This window comes from Sphingobacterium sp. HMA12, from assembly GCF_002933815.1.
In the GTDB taxonomy this organism is placed as follows: Bacteria; Bacteroidota; Bacteroidia; order Sphingobacteriales; family Sphingobacteriaceae; genus Sphingobacterium.
Map to the genome: position 1 here is coordinate 294,580 of NZ_BEYR01000001.1, position 19,398 is coordinate 313,977.

Annotated in this window: 18 protein-coding genes; 12 read left to right on the forward strand and 6 right to left on the reverse strand. The window is 41.2% G+C overall.

Annotated features, from left to right (window positions below):
* The first annotated feature begins 19 nt into the window (after positions 1-19).
* Both HMAT_RS01145 and HMAT_RS01150 read left to right on the forward strand, forming a co-directional pair.
* On the forward strand, positions 20-1,219 hold the full coding sequence (locus HMAT_RS01145) for a M20 family metallopeptidase (protein WP_104383244.1): 1,200 nt from the start codon (positions 20-22) through the stop codon (positions 1,217-1,219).
* Positions 1,212-2,204, forward strand: a complete 993-nt coding sequence (locus tag HMAT_RS01150; protein WP_233789077.1) for a Gfo/Idh/MocA family protein — start codon at positions 1,212-1,214, stop codon at positions 2,202-2,204. Before HMAT_RS01145 ends, HMAT_RS01150 begins: the two co-directional genes overlap by 8 nt.
* Positions 2,205-2,232: 28 nt before the next feature.
* Here HMAT_RS01150 and HMAT_RS01155 read toward each other — a convergent pair whose 3' ends face one another.
* The 3 genes from HMAT_RS01155 to HMAT_RS01165 form a co-directional block, all read right to left on the reverse strand.
* Positions 2,233-2,910, reverse strand: a complete 678-nt coding sequence (locus HMAT_RS01155; protein WP_104380991.1) for a YiiX family permuted papain-like enzyme — start codon at positions 2,908-2,910, stop codon at positions 2,233-2,235.
* Positions 2,911-3,197: 287 nt separating this feature from the next.
* Positions 3,198-4,067: a hypothetical protein gene (locus HMAT_RS01160; protein WP_104380992.1), complete on the reverse strand. Its 870-nt coding sequence runs from the start codon at positions 4,065-4,067 to the stop codon at positions 3,198-3,200.
* 79 nt (positions 4,068-4,146) lie between these two features.
* Positions 4,147-4,641 carry a hypothetical protein gene (locus tag HMAT_RS01165; RefSeq protein WP_104380993.1) on the reverse strand — a complete coding sequence of 165 codons (495 nt, stop codon included), beginning with the start codon at positions 4,639-4,641 and terminating at the stop codon, positions 4,147-4,149.
* Positions 4,642-5,027: 386 nt separating this feature from the next.
* On the opposite strand from HMAT_RS01165, the gene HMAT_RS01170 reads away from it, so the two are divergent.
* The 5 genes from HMAT_RS01170 (at position 5,028) to HMAT_RS01190 (ending at position 9,828) form a co-directional block, all read left to right on the forward strand.
* Entirely contained in the window at positions 5,028-5,837 is an 810-nt protein-coding gene (locus HMAT_RS01170; RefSeq protein WP_104383245.1) for a phosphoribosyltransferase family protein, read from the forward strand.
* Positions 5,830-7,338, forward strand: coding sequence for a nicotinate phosphoribosyltransferase (locus HMAT_RS01175; protein ID WP_104380994.1), 1,509 nt, complete (start codon positions 5,830-5,832; stop codon positions 7,336-7,338). Before HMAT_RS01170 ends, HMAT_RS01175 begins: the two co-directional genes overlap by 8 nt.
* Positions 7,328-8,110 (forward strand): NAD(+) synthase, encoded by a 783-nt coding sequence (nadE, locus tag HMAT_RS01180; RefSeq protein WP_104380995.1) that lies wholly within the window; start codon positions 7,328-7,330, stop codon positions 8,108-8,110. Before HMAT_RS01175 ends, nadE begins: the two co-directional genes overlap by 11 nt.
* A 94-nt stretch (positions 8,111-8,204) precedes the next feature.
* Positions 8,205-9,119: a hypothetical protein gene (locus HMAT_RS01185; protein ID WP_104380996.1), complete on the forward strand. Its 915-nt coding sequence runs from the start codon at positions 8,205-8,207 to the stop codon at positions 9,117-9,119.
* A 4-nt stretch (positions 9,120-9,123) separates the two neighbouring features.
* A complete protein-coding gene (locus HMAT_RS01190; RefSeq protein ID WP_104380997.1) occupies positions 9,124-9,828 on the forward strand; it encodes an NUDIX domain-containing protein in 705 nt (234 codons plus the stop codon).
* A gap of 69 nt (positions 9,829-9,897) precedes the next feature.
* On the opposite strand, the gene HMAT_RS01195 is transcribed toward HMAT_RS01190, so the two are convergent.
* On the reverse strand, positions 9,898-10,473 hold the full coding sequence (locus tag HMAT_RS01195; protein WP_104380998.1) for a hypothetical protein: 576 nt from the start codon (positions 10,471-10,473) through the stop codon (positions 9,898-9,900).
* 205 nt (positions 10,474-10,678) lie between these two features.
* Between HMAT_RS01195 and HMAT_RS01200 the strand changes: the two genes are divergently transcribed.
* The 4 genes from HMAT_RS01200 (at position 10,679) to HMAT_RS01220 (ending at position 16,943) form a co-directional block, all read left to right on the forward strand.
* The gene (locus HMAT_RS01200; RefSeq protein WP_104380999.1) at positions 10,679-11,446 is read left to right on the forward strand and encodes a hypothetical protein; all 768 of its coding nucleotides are present in this window, start codon (positions 10,679-10,681) and stop codon (positions 11,444-11,446) included.
* Between the two features lie 200 nt (positions 11,447-11,646).
* Complete coding sequence (locus HMAT_RS01210; RefSeq protein WP_104381001.1) at positions 11,647-14,124, forward strand: tetratricopeptide repeat protein; 2,478 nt, start codon at positions 11,647-11,649, stop codon at positions 14,122-14,124.
* A 9-nt stretch (positions 14,125-14,133) separates the two neighbouring features.
* Positions 14,134-16,710 carry a tetratricopeptide repeat protein gene (locus HMAT_RS01215; RefSeq protein WP_104381002.1) on the forward strand — a complete coding sequence of 859 codons (2,577 nt, stop codon included), beginning with the start codon at positions 14,134-14,136 and terminating at the stop codon, positions 16,708-16,710.
* 8 nt (positions 16,711-16,718) lie between these two features.
* Positions 16,719-16,943: a hypothetical protein gene (locus HMAT_RS01220; protein ID WP_104381003.1), complete on the forward strand. Its 225-nt coding sequence runs from the start codon at positions 16,719-16,721 to the stop codon at positions 16,941-16,943.
* A gap of 73 nt (positions 16,944-17,016) precedes the next feature.
* On the opposite strand, the gene HMAT_RS01225 is transcribed toward HMAT_RS01220, so the two are convergent.
* The gene (locus HMAT_RS01225) at positions 17,017-17,553 is read right to left on the reverse strand and encodes a YfiT family bacillithiol transferase (RefSeq protein ID WP_104381004.1); all 537 of its coding nucleotides are present in this window, start codon (positions 17,551-17,553) and stop codon (positions 17,017-17,019) included.
* Positions 17,554-17,775: 222 nt separating this feature from the next.
* On the opposite strand from HMAT_RS01225, the gene HMAT_RS01230 reads away from it, so the two are divergent.
* Positions 17,776-18,441 carry a DUF2625 domain-containing protein gene (locus HMAT_RS01230; protein ID WP_104381005.1) on the forward strand — a complete coding sequence of 222 codons (666 nt, stop codon included), beginning with the start codon at positions 17,776-17,778 and terminating at the stop codon, positions 18,439-18,441.
* 5 nt (positions 18,442-18,446) lie between these two features.
* Here HMAT_RS01230 and HMAT_RS01235 read toward each other — a convergent pair whose 3' ends face one another.
* Complete coding sequence (locus tag HMAT_RS01235) at positions 18,447-19,292, reverse strand: hypothetical protein (RefSeq protein WP_199768512.1); 846 nt, start codon at positions 19,290-19,292, stop codon at positions 18,447-18,449.
* Between the last annotated feature and the right edge of the window lie 106 nt (positions 19,293-19,398).

Consider the following 19,398-nt stretch of genomic DNA (forward strand, 5'->3'; position numbering starts at 1 on the left):
TACATCGATAATGAATGCTATGTTGAAAGAATTAGACACTGAAATTGAAGCTATTTTCCCGGAGATTGTTGCAATCCGCAGGCATATCCATCAGAACCCTGAACTGTCTTTTCAGGAATATGAGACCAGTGCTTATATCCAGGAGCAGTTAACCCGGCTTGATATTCCGTTTAAAGTTGTTGCCAATACAGGTGTGGTTGCCGTGCTTGAGGGCGAAAAGTCCTTAAGTGACGATATCGTGGTTTTGAGAGCTGATATTGATGCATTACCTATTCACGAGCAGAATGATGTGTTATACAAGTCCACAAATGAAGGTGTTATGCACGCTTGTGGTCACGATTTTCATACGGCAAATCTATTGGGTGTCGCTACTGTCTTAAAGGGGTATAAAACCGAGTTTTCAGGAAAAATTGTGCTCTTGTTTCAGCCCGCGGAAGAAAAGATTCCCGGAGGTGCGATCCAGATCCTGGAGTCTGGTATCTTGGAGTCTTTCGGTGGAAAGATCAAAGCTATTTTGGGTTTGCACGTGAGTCCACGCGTACCTTTAGGGAAAATAGGCTTACGCCCGGGGCGGTTTATGGCTTCAAGCGATGAGTTTTATTTTACCATTAAAGGACGTGGCGGTCATGCGGCCGAGCCACATCGGGCCGTCGATCCAATTATGATTGCCGCTCAGCTGCTGACCACCTTACAGCAGCTGGTCAGCCGTAAGGCAAACCCCGATATTCCATCCGTATTGACTTTTGGCCGTTTTATCGGCGATGGAGCGGCGAATGTCATTCCCGAAGAGGTCAAGTTGGCTGGTACCTTCCGTACCATGGATGAAACCTGGCGCAAGGAGGCGTTGGAGACTGTAGCGACAATTGCACGGACATTGCCCGAGGCCTTGGGTGCGACAGCGGATGTGGAAGTACGTCATGGGTATCCCGCATTAAATAATGATCCCGAATTGACTCAGAAAGTAAAAAATATCCTACAAAGGAGCATGGGAAATGAAGTCGTGCAGGATCTGGAAATCTGGATGGCAGCAGAAGATTTTGCTTATTACTCATACCGCTACCCCGCTTTATTTATGTTGGTCGGTACGAATAATGACCGTATCAATACCCAATATGGGCTTCATAATCCGCAGTTCAATCTTGATGAAAAAGCGTTTAAGACGGCGATTTCGGCTTTGGTGAATAGTGCTGTTTCCTTATTGAATGAGTCCAATGGATAGAAAGCATTTCTTACTTTCTCTATTACCTTTGGGGCTTTCTTTTCAAACAAAGGCGGATTTTTCGGAGGAAGGGCTCAACCTGATGTTACCAAAGACGAAGAAGAAAAAAATCGGTATTATCGGTTTGGACAGTACGCATTCCATTGCTTTTACAAAGGCGATCAATACGGCGAGTGCCGATAGTTTATATGGGCAATTTTCGGTTGTTGCGGCTTATCCTTATGGTAGTAAAACAATCGCGCTTAGCGCGGAGCGTATTCCCAAGATCACGGCCGAAATTCAGCAATATGGCGTCTCGGTTGTTTCCAGCATTGCTCAGATGCTCAAACAAGTGGATTATGTATTTTTGGAGACGAATGATGGAAACCTGCATTTACAACAGGCTCTTGAGGTCCTCGGGGCTCGAAAACCCTTGTTTATCGATAAGCCTATAGCCAATTCGTATACCGATGCCCTAAAAATATTTGAAGCTGCCCGGAAGTACGGTTGCCCTGTTTTTTCCTCCAGCTCATTACGTTACATTGTCGGCCTGCAGGAGCTTGATAAAAGTAAAGTTGTTGGAGCTGATGTCTATAGTCCGGCTGTCACGGATCCGTCGCACAAGGATCTGTATTGGTATGGAATTCATGCGGTGGAAATGTTGTTTGCCTTAATGGGACCGGGCTGTATAACGGTGCGAACGGTACAGGAAAGAGGGACGTCCATGTACATTGGTCAATGGGATGATGGCCGGATTGCCTCGGTTCGTGGTATTCGCGAAGGGAAGGACGATTTTGGTGGTACCGTCTTTCTCAAAGATCAGATTGTTCATCTGGGGCAATTTATGGGTTATGGTCCCTTGCTCGATCGTATACTTCCTTTTTTTCAAACAGGGGAAAGTCCTGTGGATGAGCGGGAAACTTTAGCAATTTGTGCTTTTATTGATGCTGCGGAACAGAGTAAATTGAATGGTGGCACTCCCGTTAAACTGCAAAACCCAGGCTAGCTTGAGGCCGATGTCGTGTAGGGCTTGTTTAGTTGCTTGCTACCGTTATCAAAAGATCGCTATTAAAAATCGAGGCCGGTGAAATTACTGTTTCCTCCAAAGGGATCTGATTGCCGTAACGTTCTTTGAGTTTGCTTTTGACCTCGGCGCTATTGAGATCAAAATCTTTGAGTTTTTCCAGTTTGCCTACTTCAATTCCGGCCCCCCGCTGGTAGATTTTCCAGATCAGTTCCGAACAATAAATTCTATTGTCCGACCATTCGAATGTAGCATCGTAATTTTTACCCAAAAATCCCTTACCGATTCCCTTCATTTTAGCTAAAATTTCTGCCGATAGTACTTTGTCCGCTTCTTTAAGCCGTTTGATGACATAATGTTTATTTTTTCCTCGAGCGATCCAATCCGTCAAGCTGGTAACTGTTACGGGCTGAACAGCCTCCAGTACATATGGTTTTCCCTGTTCATGAAAAATTAATCCACAGTGGGAATAGGGTGAGTGTGTCGCCAGTTGTACAGCTTTACATTGGGGCGAGATCGAGGATTGAAAGATCATGTCTCCATCTTTTAATTCCGGTAAAATTGAACGGTTTGAAACGTTTTTGTCAGTAGAAGTAGTTTCGGCTCTTGTTTCATTGATCCGGAAATAAGTCCGTCCGATCATGAGGCTACAAATTAGCAATAGGACAAATACAGCTTTTTTTTTCATGGTTGTAATGCTTTAAGATAGCATGATTAAATCTCCAATAAGTGTTTTATTCCACCACGCGGTAAAACATACCGGCTTAATTTACGGATTATTTGCCCGTAATGAGTTGATAACGTTATTTAAGCGGTTATTCGTATGTTATGACTACGAATTGTTGTTAAACTCCTGTTATTCCAGTGGATAGTTATCATGTTAAGATAGTTATTTGTTGCATGCCACAGATATGAGTCACTGTAAAGTCCTGTCATTTCTTTTAATGGCTATACAACTGGAAGGTCACGTAAATTTTATTTAAAAAGATCAGACAGCTTTTTAGCTTTCATCTTTTCTGTGAGCTGAGCTGCTGTATGTGCCTCAGACTCGTATTTGTACACATTCTCTGTTGAAGCCCCTCTGTCTAAAAGGTAACGTGCTATATCCTTATTTTTTTGAAGTATGGCTTTACCGAGTAAGGTACATTGTGTAAAACTGTAGTCGAATCGGACCTCATCTATCCCTAAGATATTTAAGCTATTTAGGGACGTTTTCTGGATAAAATCAAGATCATCCTGTTCAATAGCTGTTTTCAGTAATTCGAAGTCATTGAAATTCTTATTCTTCGACAGAAACAAGGTGTAAAAAAACTTGGCTAAAGCATAGTTTTTACTTGCTAAAATATTGTGGATCGCATTGTGGCCAAACTCCGCTGTGCTGGAGAAGTCATTCTCTTGGCTTAAAAATAAAAGAATATTTTCCTTGGGTATGGTCCCCCAGTTTAGCTGCTTCAATTGATGTAAATCGTTTACTGTAAATAAAGATTCCAGTTCACTGATGAAGTTCAAAGAAAACAAATGGTTGTCTAATCTAAGTTTGAGCGGTAGATTTTTGGTTCTTAATATTTTGAGTTTGTCGTCAGTAATTTGATAACTGATGGAGACAGAAGCTCCCTGATAACTATTGATTTTAAGTTCAGAATCGGTTAATTCGTATCGTTTCATACGCAGATTCTCCACATTGGTGCCCGGGAATAGCTTATGCAGATTCAGTGCTATTGCAAGATAGCTGCTATCGTTTACCTGGAGATTATAATGTAAATAACCGTCGTCAGTGATGGAATAAGAACTGAATGGTTGTTGTCTCCGTTGATCTTGAGAAGTCGCCAAGGCCTCTAGTGGCATTAACAGTGTACTTAGACTGAGGAGTAAACACGAAATGTACGCTGAGGTTTTCAAGAACAATGTTCGAATGAAATAAAATTTATTCATCATCGTATTGCACTAAAATGGTGTTGATTTCATCTATAATTTTATAGGCATCTGATTCCAGTAGGTCTATTTCTGCTTGAATGGCAGGTGTAATCGGCAATTGCATCAATTTTTGATACACTTGTATATCCAGGTCAATAACGCTGAGTTTGAGCTGAAGTAAATATTGCCCTTGCTGGGTTTGTAAACTTAATTGGCTGAGTGCCTGTTTCGATCCTTCCAGTTCGGCAATTGTTCTGCTGTGGTCATTTTCTCCCGCGAGACCATAATTGGGATATTTTTCACCTAATTGATTGAACGCATCAAAATACTCCTGTTCCGATAAAGAATGTATATTCATATAAAGCAGGTTATAGGCATATAAAGCTTCCTGATTTTCCTCGCTGATCGGAACGTCCTGATGATCTTTGACCAGCTGCGTGATGTCCTGATATTCAATTTGTAAAATAGCTTCGATATCCTTATTGATTAAATCTGATGTGTTCATGCGAATATTTTATCCTTTTTGACAGTCAACGATTGTGATCAATTCGCTTGACTGTTTGTCTCAAGGACAAAGATCAGCTTTTCAATGAAAGATGCTATCCCCATATTCAGCCAATTTTTTGCGACTTTCTCCATCTTTTTGTTTTCTTACTTTCACGCCGTTCTACGATAATTGAACTATATTGTCATTTTAAGTATAGGATAACCTTATGTTTAAATGAATTAATAGTTTTATATTTTAAATTATTTAGTTAATAATCAGCTTGTTATATTTTTACTTGTGTTTATTGAGTATTTTTTACTCAATAAACTTTGTCGAAGTAAAAATAATGCGCATCTTTGTTGAGTAAAAAGTACTCAAATCGAGTGGTTGTAAAAAATGAAACTATGATTGTATTAAATAAACATCAGCTCATCACCGAACAGTTTCCAAATGGGGAAACGAAGGTGAAAGATTTCGATCAGTTGATCAAAGCGGAAAACCTGCTTGAATTTACCTATCAGGAAGATGGCGATTTGATCCGTTTGTTTTTTGTCAAGAAGCGACTTGAAGAAGCAGGTGCAAGCTGTAAATTATGGATTCGTTATATGCCCTATAGTCGTATGGACCGTAAAATTGAGGGGGATCTATTTACGCTAAAATATGTCGCTGCATTTATCAATAGTTTACAGTTTGATAAAGTTTATGTTGTTGAGCCACATTCCGAAACAACCCTCACATTATTGGAAAATAGCATAGCAATCTATCCTGCTTTGGACTGGCTGCCGAAACTGATGGAAAAACTGAATTTCTCGGACAATGACCGAATTGTATTTCCGGATAAAGGGGCGGCGGCACGGTATTTAAATAGCGGTTATGACGATGCCTGTGTCTTTGAAAAACAACGCAATCCACAAACCGGGCGTATCGAAGCGATGGAATTGAAAACAGGAAACATTGTAAAGGGAGCGAAATGCATTATTGTCGATGATTTATGCTCTGCAGGAGGAACATTTCTCTGGGCGGGAAAAATTCTTAAGGAGATGGGAGCAAGTGAGATTTATCTGTTGGTGACACACTGTGAGCCAAGGATTTTCAAGGGGGCTTTGCTAGAGGAAGATTCACCGATCGACCTTGTTTTCACGACAGATTCTATGATGGACACGACGCATCCAAAATTAAATTATATCAATTTAACAACTGAAAGCTATGTTTAGAGCGATGAGCAAAAATCCGATTCTCTGGACGGACGGATACAAATTGTGTCACAAGGATCAGTATCCGGCACATACAGCGTGGGTATACGAAACCTGGACTCCCCGGATGTCGCGTATCGCAGGAATAAGCCATGTTGTCTTTTTCGGCTTGCAGGGTGCCTTGGCTGAAATCAGCCATTCTTTCGATGAATATTTCTTCGCCCAGCCGGAGGATGCCGTTGTCGAACAATACGAAGAAGCCATCCGTGAAGTGTTCGCAATGACCAATCGTAATTTTGCGGACACACATCGGTCAGAACATATACGCAATTTACATCGCTTGGGATATCTTCCGATCAAGGTGAAAGCTTTGAAGGAAGGAAGTCTCGTGCCGATAGGGGTACCTATGTTTACGATCGAGAATACCCATCCAGATTTCTTCTGGTTGCCGGGTTACCTCGAAACGCAACTCTCTGCCTATATCTGGTCACCGATGACTGCTGCGACTATTGCGGATCAATACAAAAGATTGTTGACGGGTTTTGCTGAAAAAACAGGCGACATCAATAAAGTATTCACACAGGCTGGAGACTTCTCCATGCGTGGTATGGGATCGCCAGAAACTGCTTATCGCACAGCCGGCGGGCATTTACTGAGTTTCGGTGTTTCAGCAACGCTGTCAGTTCGGGAATACCTTAAGACCTATTATGGTGCCACAAGTGATGTGATGATGTACACGCCTTCAACGGAGCATAGTGTGATGTGTTCTTACGGTGAACAGGAAGTGGAGGCCTTCCGCCATTTGATTACGGAGGTCTATCCGAGTGGAAACATTTCGATTGTGTCCGATACCTATGATCTATGGCACGTTGTGGATCATGTATTGCCACTATTGAAAGATTTGATCATGGGACGGGAAGGTAAAGTTGTCATTCGGCCGGATAGTGGCGATCCTGTTAAGATAATTTGTGGTGATCCGGAGGCTGACCACGAAACAGTTCAAAAAGGGATTGTCGAACGTTTATTTGAACTCTTTGGGGGGACGGTCAATGCGAAAGGTTTTAAAGAACTTGATCCCCATATCGGTGTTGTGTATGGCGATTCCATCACCGTGGAGCGGGCAGCTAAGATCTGCGAAGGTTTGATGGCGAAAGGTTTTGCTTCGACCAATACAATCCTTGGAATAGGATCCTATACCTATCAGTATGTCACAAGAGATACCTTTGGCTTTGCTTTAAAGGGAACGGCCGAAATTGTTAACGGTCAGTTTAAAGCTATTCAAAAAAGACCGGCCACAGACACCGGTAATTTTAAAAAATCCCAAAAGGGCATAGTTGCCGTTGTATTCGAAAACAATGATTTTCGCCTGATAGATGATCTCAATCCAATGACCGTCGAACAATTGAATGATAGCAACTTGCTCAAAGAATGTTTTGTGGATGGGGTCTTTGTCAGCACCGTTCGTTTTAAGGAAATAAGAAACAGATTACAAACAGAATCAATAAGAGTATATGGAAAATAACCTAAGAAAACCGTTTTTCATCAATGATGAAAACGTTGAACATTATGCACAACAAATGGCATCATGGATTGCGGGACAGGTGAATGCAGCAAACCGTCAAGGTTTGGTGCTTGGCATGAGTGGCGGTATTGACTGTAGTGTGGTTGCTTGCTTATGTCACTTGGCCAACGTGGATGTCCATTTGGTTATGATGCCTTATGGTAGTGATATGAACAATAGCAAGAGCCATGCACATGGCATGGAGCTTATCAAAAAATTTGATTTCCCTTACCATATCTTTGATATCAAGCCTGCGGTCGATGCGCTGACCATCAATAATGAAGCCTATATTGCAGCGTCAAGCGAATCCAACCGTGTCTTGAGTTTGGCCAATATTCGGCCACGGGTCCGTATGACTTATCTCTATCAATTTGCACAATTGGGGAGCCGTTTTGTGATCGGTACCGGCAATATGGCCGAAGCGACTGTAGGTTACTTTACCAAATGGGGAGATGGTGCTTATGATCTTAATCCTCTGGCCATGGTTACCAAACAAGAAGTATATACTCTGGCAAAATATCTGGGTGTCCCTGAATCCATTCAATATAAGAGTCCTTCAGCAGGTCTATGGGAAGGTCAGACAGATGAAGAGGAATTGGGAATGAGTTATGCACAGATTGATGCATATATTCTGACCGGAACATCCGGTGAACCCGAGATAGATGAGCTGATCCATAGCCGTCAACAACAGTCTGCCCACAAGTTTGCAGCAATTCCAACATTCAAGGGCTAGTAGAGAGCCTAAAGCTAGAAATCAGTTAGGTTTTAAATTTCCTTACTTGAAGGAATGTGAAAATAGGACACATACAATATATAATTACTAACAGATGAAAACAAGATATGAACAGATCGTTGATGTAAAACATATAGCATCTGAAAAAAGAGATCATATTCCGTCTATATTGTCATTGGCAGGGGAGGAACAAATCCTGCCTGCTTCTGCCGATAAAAAACGGACACTGCTTTTGGCTATTGACATACAAAACGATTTTATGGAATCCGTTGGCAGTCTACCAGTAGCTGGTTCGCGTGCTGATGTACAACGGCTGACCCAATGGATGTACAACAATATGGCTTCTTTGACGCAGGTCATGTGCAGCCTCGACTGTCATTCGGTATTGCAGATCTTTCATGCAAACTGGTGGGTGGACGAGAAAGGAAATCAGCCCAAGCCATTTACAGTCATCCGTTATCAGGATCTTATGAATGGGACTTGGACTGTTTCCCATGTGGAAGCGCTGGAAAAATCGTTAGCTTATCTTAAAAATTTAGAAACCGAAGGAAAAAAGGAACTGTGCATCTGGCCATACCATTGTTTAGAAGGCAGTTCAGGGGCACAACTGGAAAGTCAATTTGCCAATATGCTCTATTTTCATAGTGTCCTGCGCCAGTCCAAACCTCTCTTAGTCTATAAAGGACAGGATCCCTATACTGAAATGTATGGTATCATTAAGGCTGAATATGATAACAATAAATTTGTCAATCACGCTGTACTTGAAGCTATTCGGGCTTATGATGCTATTTATATTGCTGGGCAGGCATCAAGTCACTGTGTATTGGCATCTACAGCACAGATATTGGAATATTTCGGAGAGGATAAAGCGATTACCTCCCGCATTACCTTACTGATCGACTGTATGTCACCTATTGCTGGTTTCGAAGATTCTACACGGCAAGCCTTTGAGTCACTACAAGAAAAGTATGGTATACAGATCAAAAAGTCCACTGACGTAATTTTATAACATAATGGTCGCTATTCTAAAAACATATAACTACGAATATCCCAGGCCCGCAGTTACAGTCGATTGTGTGATCTTTGGTTTTGAGAAAAATCAGCTTAAATTGTTATTGACCAAACGGGCTATAGAACCTTATTTAGGGAAGTGGGCATTTCCCGGTGGTTTTATTCAGGAAGATGAAACTGCGGATGAATGTGCGCTGCGTAAACTGTCCGAAGAAGCCGGGCTAAGTAATATCTTTCTTGAGCAACTTTATACTTTCTCAGAGCTGAACCGCGATCCAAGAGGGCGGGTCATCAGTATAGCCTATTTTGCGTTGGTCAAAACGACCGAATATACGCTAGAGGCGGGACTTGACATCGATGCGGTGCAATGGTTTAGTTTGGAAGAGGTGGCTGATTTGGCATTTGATCATCAGCACATCTTGTCTGTTGCGGTCGAACGACTGAAAGGTAAAATCCGTTACCAGCCGATCGGATTTGAACTGCTGCCAGCGCAATTTACGTTACCCGAGCTGCACAACTTGTACGAAACAATTCTTCAACGTTCGATAGACCGGGGCAATTTTCGTAAAAAGATGCTCAGTATGGGCTTACTAATTGATCATAGCGACATGCAGAAGGATAGGCATGCCAGAGCTGCAAAAATTTATAGCTTTGACAAAGTAAAATACGAGGAACTAAAGGAAACCGGATTTTACTTTGAAATCTGATCAGCTTCACCTGCCCACGGGCTCATCTGTATCAAATGAGCCCGTGGACATATCCGTTGAAGGGTGCAGTTATCCTTGAAAGTCTCCGCAATCATGTACTTCAAATTGTTCAATTAACATATCCTGTGTGTAGAATTTGGCGATTCTCTTGTTTTTTAGAAGAAATGGCTCGCCAATAATCTTGAGCTCAAAAATCGGCTCTTTTTCAACTTTTCTCAGGATAAACTCGGAATGCTCGGTTTTTATGCGGAGTGTAGAGTCATTGGCGGTATAGCTGAAATTCCTGAGTTGATAGATTTCATTCGAATCACAGACATTCACAAATTGAACCAGGTCTTTTGCTACCTTGATCTCCGCGAGATCACAGGAATAGCAGATACCCGAAAATTCAATCCCATATTTTTCAAATGTATCTTTGCTTTCGGGCTTTAGGACGTCAATCGGATAGAGTTTATGAAAAATTTTTAAAGGATCAGTGGAGGTCAATAAAGGTTTTTCTTTCGCCTTTACGGCACCCTTTTGTACGGGCATATCTTTGACAGCTGTGCTAGGCGTGCCGACAACGTTGTCTCCCTTTTTTTTCGGATTACAGCTGAATATAGAAAGCAAGACCACGAAGGAAAGTATTGTTGGATATAATTTCATACCAATGCTCGTCTGTTAAATATCAATAACCTAATATACATTTAAATATTTAGGCTTTACGAGCCGAATATTAATTGTCCCGGATCGTATATTGACTTACCTTTAGTATGGTGTGGTTAAAATACGATATTGGATAAAATATCTTAAGGATAGGTCTGTTATGAAGAAATTACTTTATTGCATTGCCATTATTTTAACGTGGTGTATGGCATGCCAAAGAAATCAGGTGAAAAATGCTGCGAATATTTCCGTCAAGAAGGTTGCGCCAATGGAGAAGCCACCTGTGGATTCACTTATCTTTCAGGATAAAATGATCAGGATTTATAAGATAGATTCCATCGGCTTTTTTAAGGAGCAGCAACAAGCAGATTATAAAAGAGATACCATTGCTTCAATCAGCGATATAAAAGTTGCAAAAAAACTTTTGCAGGGACGTGTTAAATTTGGAGGTTATGCTCCGGGTAAGGCGATGGAAGTCGACACACTTGTGGAAGGAAACTTAATTGCTCAGGTACGATTTAATAATGGTCGATTGCTGGAGGCCGGAAAAACAGAAGGGGCGATTGATCTGTTGGAGAATATGTTTGTAAAATATTTTCCGTCCGAAGAAATTTTGTTGTTGGAAGGGGGGCATACGACAGATCAGGCCCTGGACTTACGTCAGGGAAAATGGGATATCGAGGAGATTGGTAATTTGGACTATGTCTATTTCTCAAAGCATAGGAAATATAGATTGAACGGCATGTTTAACGGACAGGAATGTTCCAGCTATTTTTTGCAAAAAAGGGAAAATGGAAGTTATCTGCCCTATGCGCAGATTCCCCTGGACTGGAACGACAATTTTGAACTATGTACCTTAAAAGAGATCTTTTGGAAAGGAGATCAGCAGGTATATTTTCGGAATTTTTTCTATGGAGCACCACATGACCAGCGGGCTGGTTTCTATAGGTTAGATATACTATCCAAAGATTGATAATCACGATGATGATGTCGTTCAATCGCCTCGGCTTCTGTAAAATCGCCTTGAGGCGAATTTAAAAATCCCTGTTTTCCGCTAAGCGGAATATTTGATAATAGCTGTATTTTTACTGCTTTAGATATGCTGTTTACTGCTTTGATTCTATTGAGGTAAACAGTATCCATTTATTTTTAAGACTATCACGCAATCGGATCATGGCACATCGCATTTATATATATAACGTAAATCCTAAAACAAAAGAAACATTTGAAGCACATCTGGCCGAATGGAATTATGAAATTCCAGCCCTGATGCTCCCGCTATTTTCTTCGGGTATTCATGCCAAGGGTACACAGCTTTATGCCAATAAGGAAGACGGCATTGCAAGGCTACGTTATTTTTATTCCCTGCTTGCCGATGTTTATCAATTGCATTATAAAAGGAAATATGCTGAACCCGTCAATAAGATGTTTGAGTTTTTGGAAAGTTTACCGTTCGATACTTTTCAGATTGATGCACGGGATGTCTTCAACATGAATGTGGAAAAACATACGGAGCAGGCGAGTGACTGGGTTGATGAGATCAGGGCGACAGGAGCTTTATACACGCAGGCCTTTGAACAACAAAGTTTAGATCCTTTACAGGAGATCTTGCGGCTGTCTGGTTACGATACTTTCCTTGAAATGCTCGAAACAGATTGGATTGATTATGGTTTGGGCCTGTGGGAAGAACATGCTTTTCGGAAGGAGGGGGCGGAAGTCTTTGATGAAAATGGAAAACAGGGTTTAAAAGATGCTCTTGGAAATATTCTGGTCGAAGCAAAATATGACGAGATATTTGAGTTCAATGAAACCGGTATTGCTGTGGTTGAACTGGATCATTTATTTGGTTACATCAATGAGCGGGGAGAGGAGATCGTATCCTGTCAGTACGTTGAGGCATTTGATGCACAGGTTATTGATGGCATTAACTATGCAGAAGTTGAAATCGAAGGCAAGCGCGGTGTATTGCATATTGAAAGCAAACAACTTTCCTTACCTGCTGCTTATGATGATTTGGACTGGTTTGCCGGTGGTTTTTTGAATGCAAAGCAAGGGGATAACTATTTTCTTTTTGCTGCTGATGGAACACAGATTATTGCTGAATCTGCGGATGAACCTTTTGGATACGATTACAGTAAACTTTTTTATAAGCGACAAAAAGGTACAATGAAGCGGAAATTCTTTCGTATGGATGGTCACTATTTGGGCAGTTTTCTGGAAGATAGCCTACAGGCTCTCCCCAACGCTTACTTTTGGATCAAACCAAATAAGTTGCAGCGGAAGACTTCAGTCATCAACCCCGATGGTACCTTGCTTGATGAAGAGATTGATCGGATCATCGTCCTGGATGATTATCGGAGTATCGCTTATCTTAAAAATAAACAATGGCAGATTTACGCACTCGCACATAACCTATTCCGCTTAGTCGATCGGTCCATAGATAAAATCTTGGTCGATAGCATCAAAAATTTCCGAAAAGATGTCTTCGTTATCGCCTGTGCTGAAGGGCAGGGAATATATGAAGCTCATCTTGATCAATGGTTGCTCGAACCTGATCGGGCTTATCAGAAAATCGAATATTGCTATATGGACTTTATGCGCATCCAGCAGCCCGAAGGCATGCGCTATTTTGATACAAAAGTAAATTTCTGTAGTCCGCTTTACGATTACGTCAGTGCGCCGATCCATGATCCGCATCCGGAGCGAAGCGAAGGCGAATTCTTGCTTTTATTTAAAGGAGAAAAGCTGTTTTATGTAGATCTAAAACGAAATATCGCTGAATTCCCTGAAACAGTATTTGGCCGTTTGTATGCCGAAAAATATAATTTGCAGGGAGCTGATCAGAATTACTTTGTACAATTTTATCAAGCGTGGACAAAACGAAAGGGGGCGGGCTACGAATCTTACCTCGATAACGAGACGCTATATGAAAAAGCACGGAAACTAAATTGGGCCGGTAAGATAGTCGAGGCTATACCTTTGTTGACTATCGGTGCCTCCCGAGGTAGCGCTGACTGCCAATACCTTCTCGGCAATATCTATTGCGATACAGATCATGAAGATTTTCTGGATATTCCTAAAGCGATCGGCTTCTACAAGCAGGCTATAGCACAAGATCATGCGCAGGCTTGGACGAACTTAGGGTTCATCTATGCTACGGGTCTCGGCCTGCCGCTTGATATTCCCAAAGCCTTAGCGGCTTACCAAAAAGCCGCGGAACTGGGGGAAGCGCAAGCAATGAGCAATCTTGGCAATTGGTATTATGAGGGGGAACATCTGGAACAGGATTATGAGCAGGCCTTACACTACTTTAAGCAGGCTGAAAAAGACGGTATCAATAACGATGCGCAGGTAGCCGAAATTTATTACCAACAGAAGGATTACGCCAATTTATTACGCTATCTTAAAAAGGATAGAGACGGACAATATGCCGCGATTTATTATGGTATTTTGTATGAAGAAGGTTGGGGCGTAAAACAGAGTATGGTGAAGGCACTGCGTTACTATGAGCAGGCAAACGAAAACGCGGCCTATGCTTATGCCGTCAATCGTCTCTTGTATTACTATAAAAAAGGACCATTTGCAGATTCCACTAAATACAACTTTTGGTTGGATTTTGCTAAAAACAATGACGTTGATATTGAAGAATAAAAAAAGAATATGGCACATCGAATTTATATTTATAACACAGATAAAAAAGATCAGGAGTATTTCCATGCTTATTTGGGTGAATGGAACTATGTCATTCCAGATTTGTTGCTGCCCCTGTTTACCGCAAATCCAAAAGCAAAAGGTACCTTGGTATATGCTGAAAAAGAAGCGGGTGTTTTAAAATTAAGGAAATTCTACGATCTTCTTATTCAGGAGTATAACTTGATATCCAATGCTGCTGTCCTGTTGACCATCGAAAAAATGTTCGATTTTCTGCATGGACTTCCATTTGAATGCTTCCAGATCAATGCGCGTGATGTTTTTAATATGTCTGAGGTGAAACATAGCCAACAAGCAAAGGATTTTGCTTTTGAAATCTATGAGAAGAACCTGTATTACGAAAAAGCAATAGAGAAGCAGTCGTTATCAGAACTTTATCCTATTTTGAGCCGCTCAGGTTATGATTCCTTTTTAGCGATGTTAGAGGCTGAGTGGAGCAACTATGGATTGGGTTGGTGGAATAGGGAGGCGATTGATAGCCTTGATAACCAGTTTTTTGAAGAAAACGGATGTTGGGGGATCCGGAATGCGAAGGGTGAGGTGAAAGTCGAACCCTGTTATGACGGGATCGGAGAGTTTGATTACAATGGCTTTGCAGTTGTTGAGAAAGAAAGCTTGTTTGGCTATATTAATAGAAAGGGCGAAGAGACCATCCCTTGTATGTACGCCTCTGCAGAGCCTGTACAGCGTGGCCGTGGTAAGATTGTAGGAAAAGTAAGTTTAGCGGGCAAATATGGCTTGGTGGACGTGGAGACTGGCGCTACAATTATTCCCTTGAACTATGCGGTGTTGGACGATTTTGCTTATGGATTCTATCAGGGACAGCAGGATGGAAAATATGACATTATCGATGCCGAAGGTAAGGGCTTGCATACGATAGGTTCTGATGAGCCTTTTGAAATGGACTACGAGGGCTTTATTTATCAACCGATAGCGAACAGCAAACTACGTAAATATTATTCCAATCAGGGTGCTCTATTGGGCGAGTATCCAGAGGGGGTTTTAAACGAATTGCTGTTTGATTTTTATGCGGTCAATTTAAACAATAAAAAAAAGAAATCAGTCCATTCGGCAGACGGTACCTTGTTGGTAAAAGATGTAGCTGTGCTAAATGCCATGAATGGGCTCAGTGCATTATATTACCTTTCGGAAGGCAAATATTTTCTGTATGACCTCGCTAGTCGGGATTTTCTGCTGCAAGATCTAACGATTAAATCTATACAGGGAGGTGCAGATTTTGGTAATGGTGCCTATAATTGTTATATCATCGAAACCGAATCGGAAAGAGGAATCTATCACACGGAGACTAAAAGCTGGCTGCTTCCATTGTCAGCATATTATGCCACAATCAGCTATGCGCTAATGGATTATTTTATCCTGCAAGATCAGATGGGCCGGTATTGTTACTACGATACAGCTAGTAAAGAACTGAGTGAATCCTTTGATTTTATCTGTGGTAGTGTAAGACATTACCAAGATCTAATGATGTTGCGCGGCGACCGACTGTTTAATAAAGGCTATGAGGGATTAGAAGAGGTGCCCCAAGATCAGTATGGATATTATATCAATGCATTGGACAAGCTGGAAGGAAAGGAACTTGAGGTTTTTGACCATTTTTTCACGCAGTGGAAATCGGACCGGGGCGTAGATTTTGAATCTGCTTATGATAGTTATACACTGTATCACATGGCCATGGATTGCTGCAGAAATGGAGACGTCGAAAATGCTATCCGTTACTTTACATTTTCAGCTGATCAGGACAATGAAAGCAGTATGTATGAACTTGGTAGTATCTATACGGATACCGATAATGAAAATAAGCGTTTTCTGGACCTGAAAAAAGGAATTGCATACTATGAGCGGTCCGCCGAAAAGGGGTATGCAGCTTCTTGGAATAGCATCGGTTATCTTTACCAGCATGGCATAGGCTATACATCGGATCTAAAAAAAGCTTTTGAGGCCTATAGCAAGGGGGCTGATCTTGGGGATGGCTATGCATTATCCAATCTAGGTTACTTCTATTTTAGTGGGACCTATGTGGAGGAAGATCTTGAAAAAGCATTGGATTACTACAAAAAAGCGGAGTTGAAACTAATCGAAAATAATCGCAATATCGCTTCGATTTATTATAGTTTAGATGACTATGACCGTCTACTTGTTTATCTGAAGAAAGATAAAGCGGATAGCTATTCCAATATTTATTACGGTTTGATGTATGATGCGGGTTTAAAATTTAAAAAGGACAGTAAAAAAGCCATTCATTATTTTGAGCGGGCAAACCGTTATAGTGTCTATGAGTCTGCTACAGAAAGCTTATTGGGTTACTATAAAAATGATCCCGACTTTATGGATCAGGAAAAACATGCCTACTGGTCGGATTTTGCCCGGCAACACGAGCTGGATATTGCACCGGAGCTGCTGATTTGGACAGATGAGACGAAAAGCGGAGGAAAAGATGTGCAGGGCAAATCTGAAGGAAATAGTGGAGCCTCCCTTTTTAGCAAACTTTTTAAAAAGAAAAAATAACCCATACTATGTTGTCCGCTGCAAATTTAGATTTCTCCGGTTTACTTGTTGACCTGATCTGTATCATATTTTTCGGTATAGGTTTAGGTTATTCCCTGATTGTGGGTGTGATTCATCTTGTACAGAAGAAAACTAAAACTTTTGGTTATTATCTGCGCACTTTTTTAATTTCGGGAATTATAGGTCTTGGGCTGGGCACCTTAATCATTATGATGTGGGCGCTATCGCTTTAACTTCCATATAACTTGTTTTAGGAGCAGGAGGCATTGGATGGGCTCCTGTTCCTGAAAAAATGGGACTTTATTATTAGACCGATCTATTTTTTGCATTGACAATATGCATCAGATGGTGATTGCAATGCCAGGCATATAACCCAATATTTACTTTAAGTGAAATATATCTTTTGGTAACGGGATGAATAAAGGCCCGTTCAAGTTGCTCATCACTTAGACTTTTCAAAAGAATCTCCCAACGTTGATGTAACCCTTCCAATAGACGCAGCGAGCTTTCTATCGGATTGTGCTGTGCATCCGGAAGTTGCGCCCAACGATTTTCTTCATAGAGTTTTATGGTTGGATCATCTTCTGTCAGTGCTAACTTAAAACGGACAAAGCTATTCATATGGCTATCTGCACAATGATGGACCACTTGTCTGATCGTCCAGCCATCTGGGCGATATCTTTTTTCTAATGCACTTTCCGGTAAGTCACTGACTTCGGATTTTAGGCGGGTAGGGAAGTCTGCAATTGTTTTTATCCAATCGCTCAGTAATTGCTTGTTAATATGATCTGGTACGGCAAAGCGACCTATGGGATACCGAAGTTTTTCTAATTCATGTTGCATGGTTTAAATTTAACGAAAATTGCTTGAAGGTTCGTATCTTTTATGTGTAAAGTAATGGTCAGATCACCTTTTGGGCTTTAACAAACGTACTTATGTGATTTGGATGACAGGAAGAATTATGGTAATTTCGGCAATTCGAGATGAATCACTTTATTTTTTTCTATAATCGATGAGTTAGGAAAATAAATAAGGGCGGTTTGTTTTGAACATAAAGCACAAGGAATGAAGAGTCTAAATGAGTTGATTAATCCGACAGATTCGGGATGGGGTCTGGTCGAAGAATGGATGAAGGGAGCTAGCAATCCTTATGAGGTGCTGCCCAGAAATCCAAAACGCGCAGATGAGGAGCTGTTAAGAGCTCAGATTACCACAAAATCACCTATGGGCGCTATTATTCATCAAACAGGTGGAATGCTCATTGATGGCGGATGGCTACGGATCTTGGGCTCGGGTTCAGTTAAATTGAATCGGGGTATCATGGAGTGGAACAAAGGAAAGAGTTTTGACAAAGAAGGGGAGAAAGGTGGTTTTTTGCTAATTGCCGATGATGTTTTAGGTGGCTATTTTGCGATTAATGCCGGAGCTTTGGGCGAGAGCATAGGACAGGTCTATTATTTTGCACAAGACACTTTGCAATGGGAAAGTTTGGAGTGTGGCTATTCTGATTTTATTTATTGGACATTGAAGGGTGACATCCGTCAATTTTATGAAACATTTAAATGGAAGGAATGGGTTGAAGATGTACAAAAATTGGATGGAAATCAGGTATTTTCATTTTACCCTTTTCTATGGACAGCAGAAGCGCGTGATCTGCGCAAGGTTGATAGAAAAGTAGTACCTATTGACGAAAACTACCATTTCACGATGGAGTTTGCGGGTGGAAGATAAACCTGTTACCAGTTGGTGATCAACAGGTTCTTTGCCGCACGGAGACTACATTTCTGATATTTGGAATAGGCTTTTGCTGCTCGTTCCTGAATTTGTTCGTTACTTTCTCCGTTTATATACCCAGTTAGTGCATCATGGAGACTGTAGGCTTCTGGACACATCAAATGGCTTGTCCAGAGAATGGGGTTTACAGTTTCCTTATCTATATGAGGTGCAAAATACTTTTTACTATAACAAGCGAGGATAATCGCATTCCGTTTTTGACGGTCAGTGTTTTTAAAACGCTCCCCTAGCTGAAAATCCATAAGACCATCATGTCCAATATAAGCATTGAGCTTTGCATTACCGGCTATTCCGATAATCTTGTTGTCTACTTGCAGTGTATCTTTTAGCTGGCCATGCAAGCCTCGAAGAAAATCAACTGTACATAGCTTGATCTCTTTGCCATCATAGGCATCCGCAACAAGGAAATAGTTCTCAGACTTGCGTTTATAAACCAAACGCTCGAGAATTGCACCTTTTGCTTTGTACTTTTTTACAAGCTTCCAATCTTTACTGCGATTGAAATAAGTTTTTATCCCATATTCACAGCCCCAATAGAGGTTGTTTGCCGGATCCTGACCGTTACCTATTGCTTTGGGAACAGGTACGATTCCCTGATAGGTATTATCACATAATGCAACAAGTACATGGATAGTACGTGTTGTGGAATCATAAGGCAGGACTATCGTATTGTTATTTTGACTATTCGATATTTGGGCTGAACCTGCTGCACTACGCTGCCCACATGCGAGAAGGAGGAGGGTACTGCTTAGTATCCATATATAATTGAAAACCTTTTTTATCTCCATTGTATTCAACAAGAATGAATTTATTTGTCGGTAAATCAGATCCGACATTTAGTCTGCCTTGGATTCTTTTATCGGGGTCATCACCCCTTGTCCAAGGTCAGTCTGA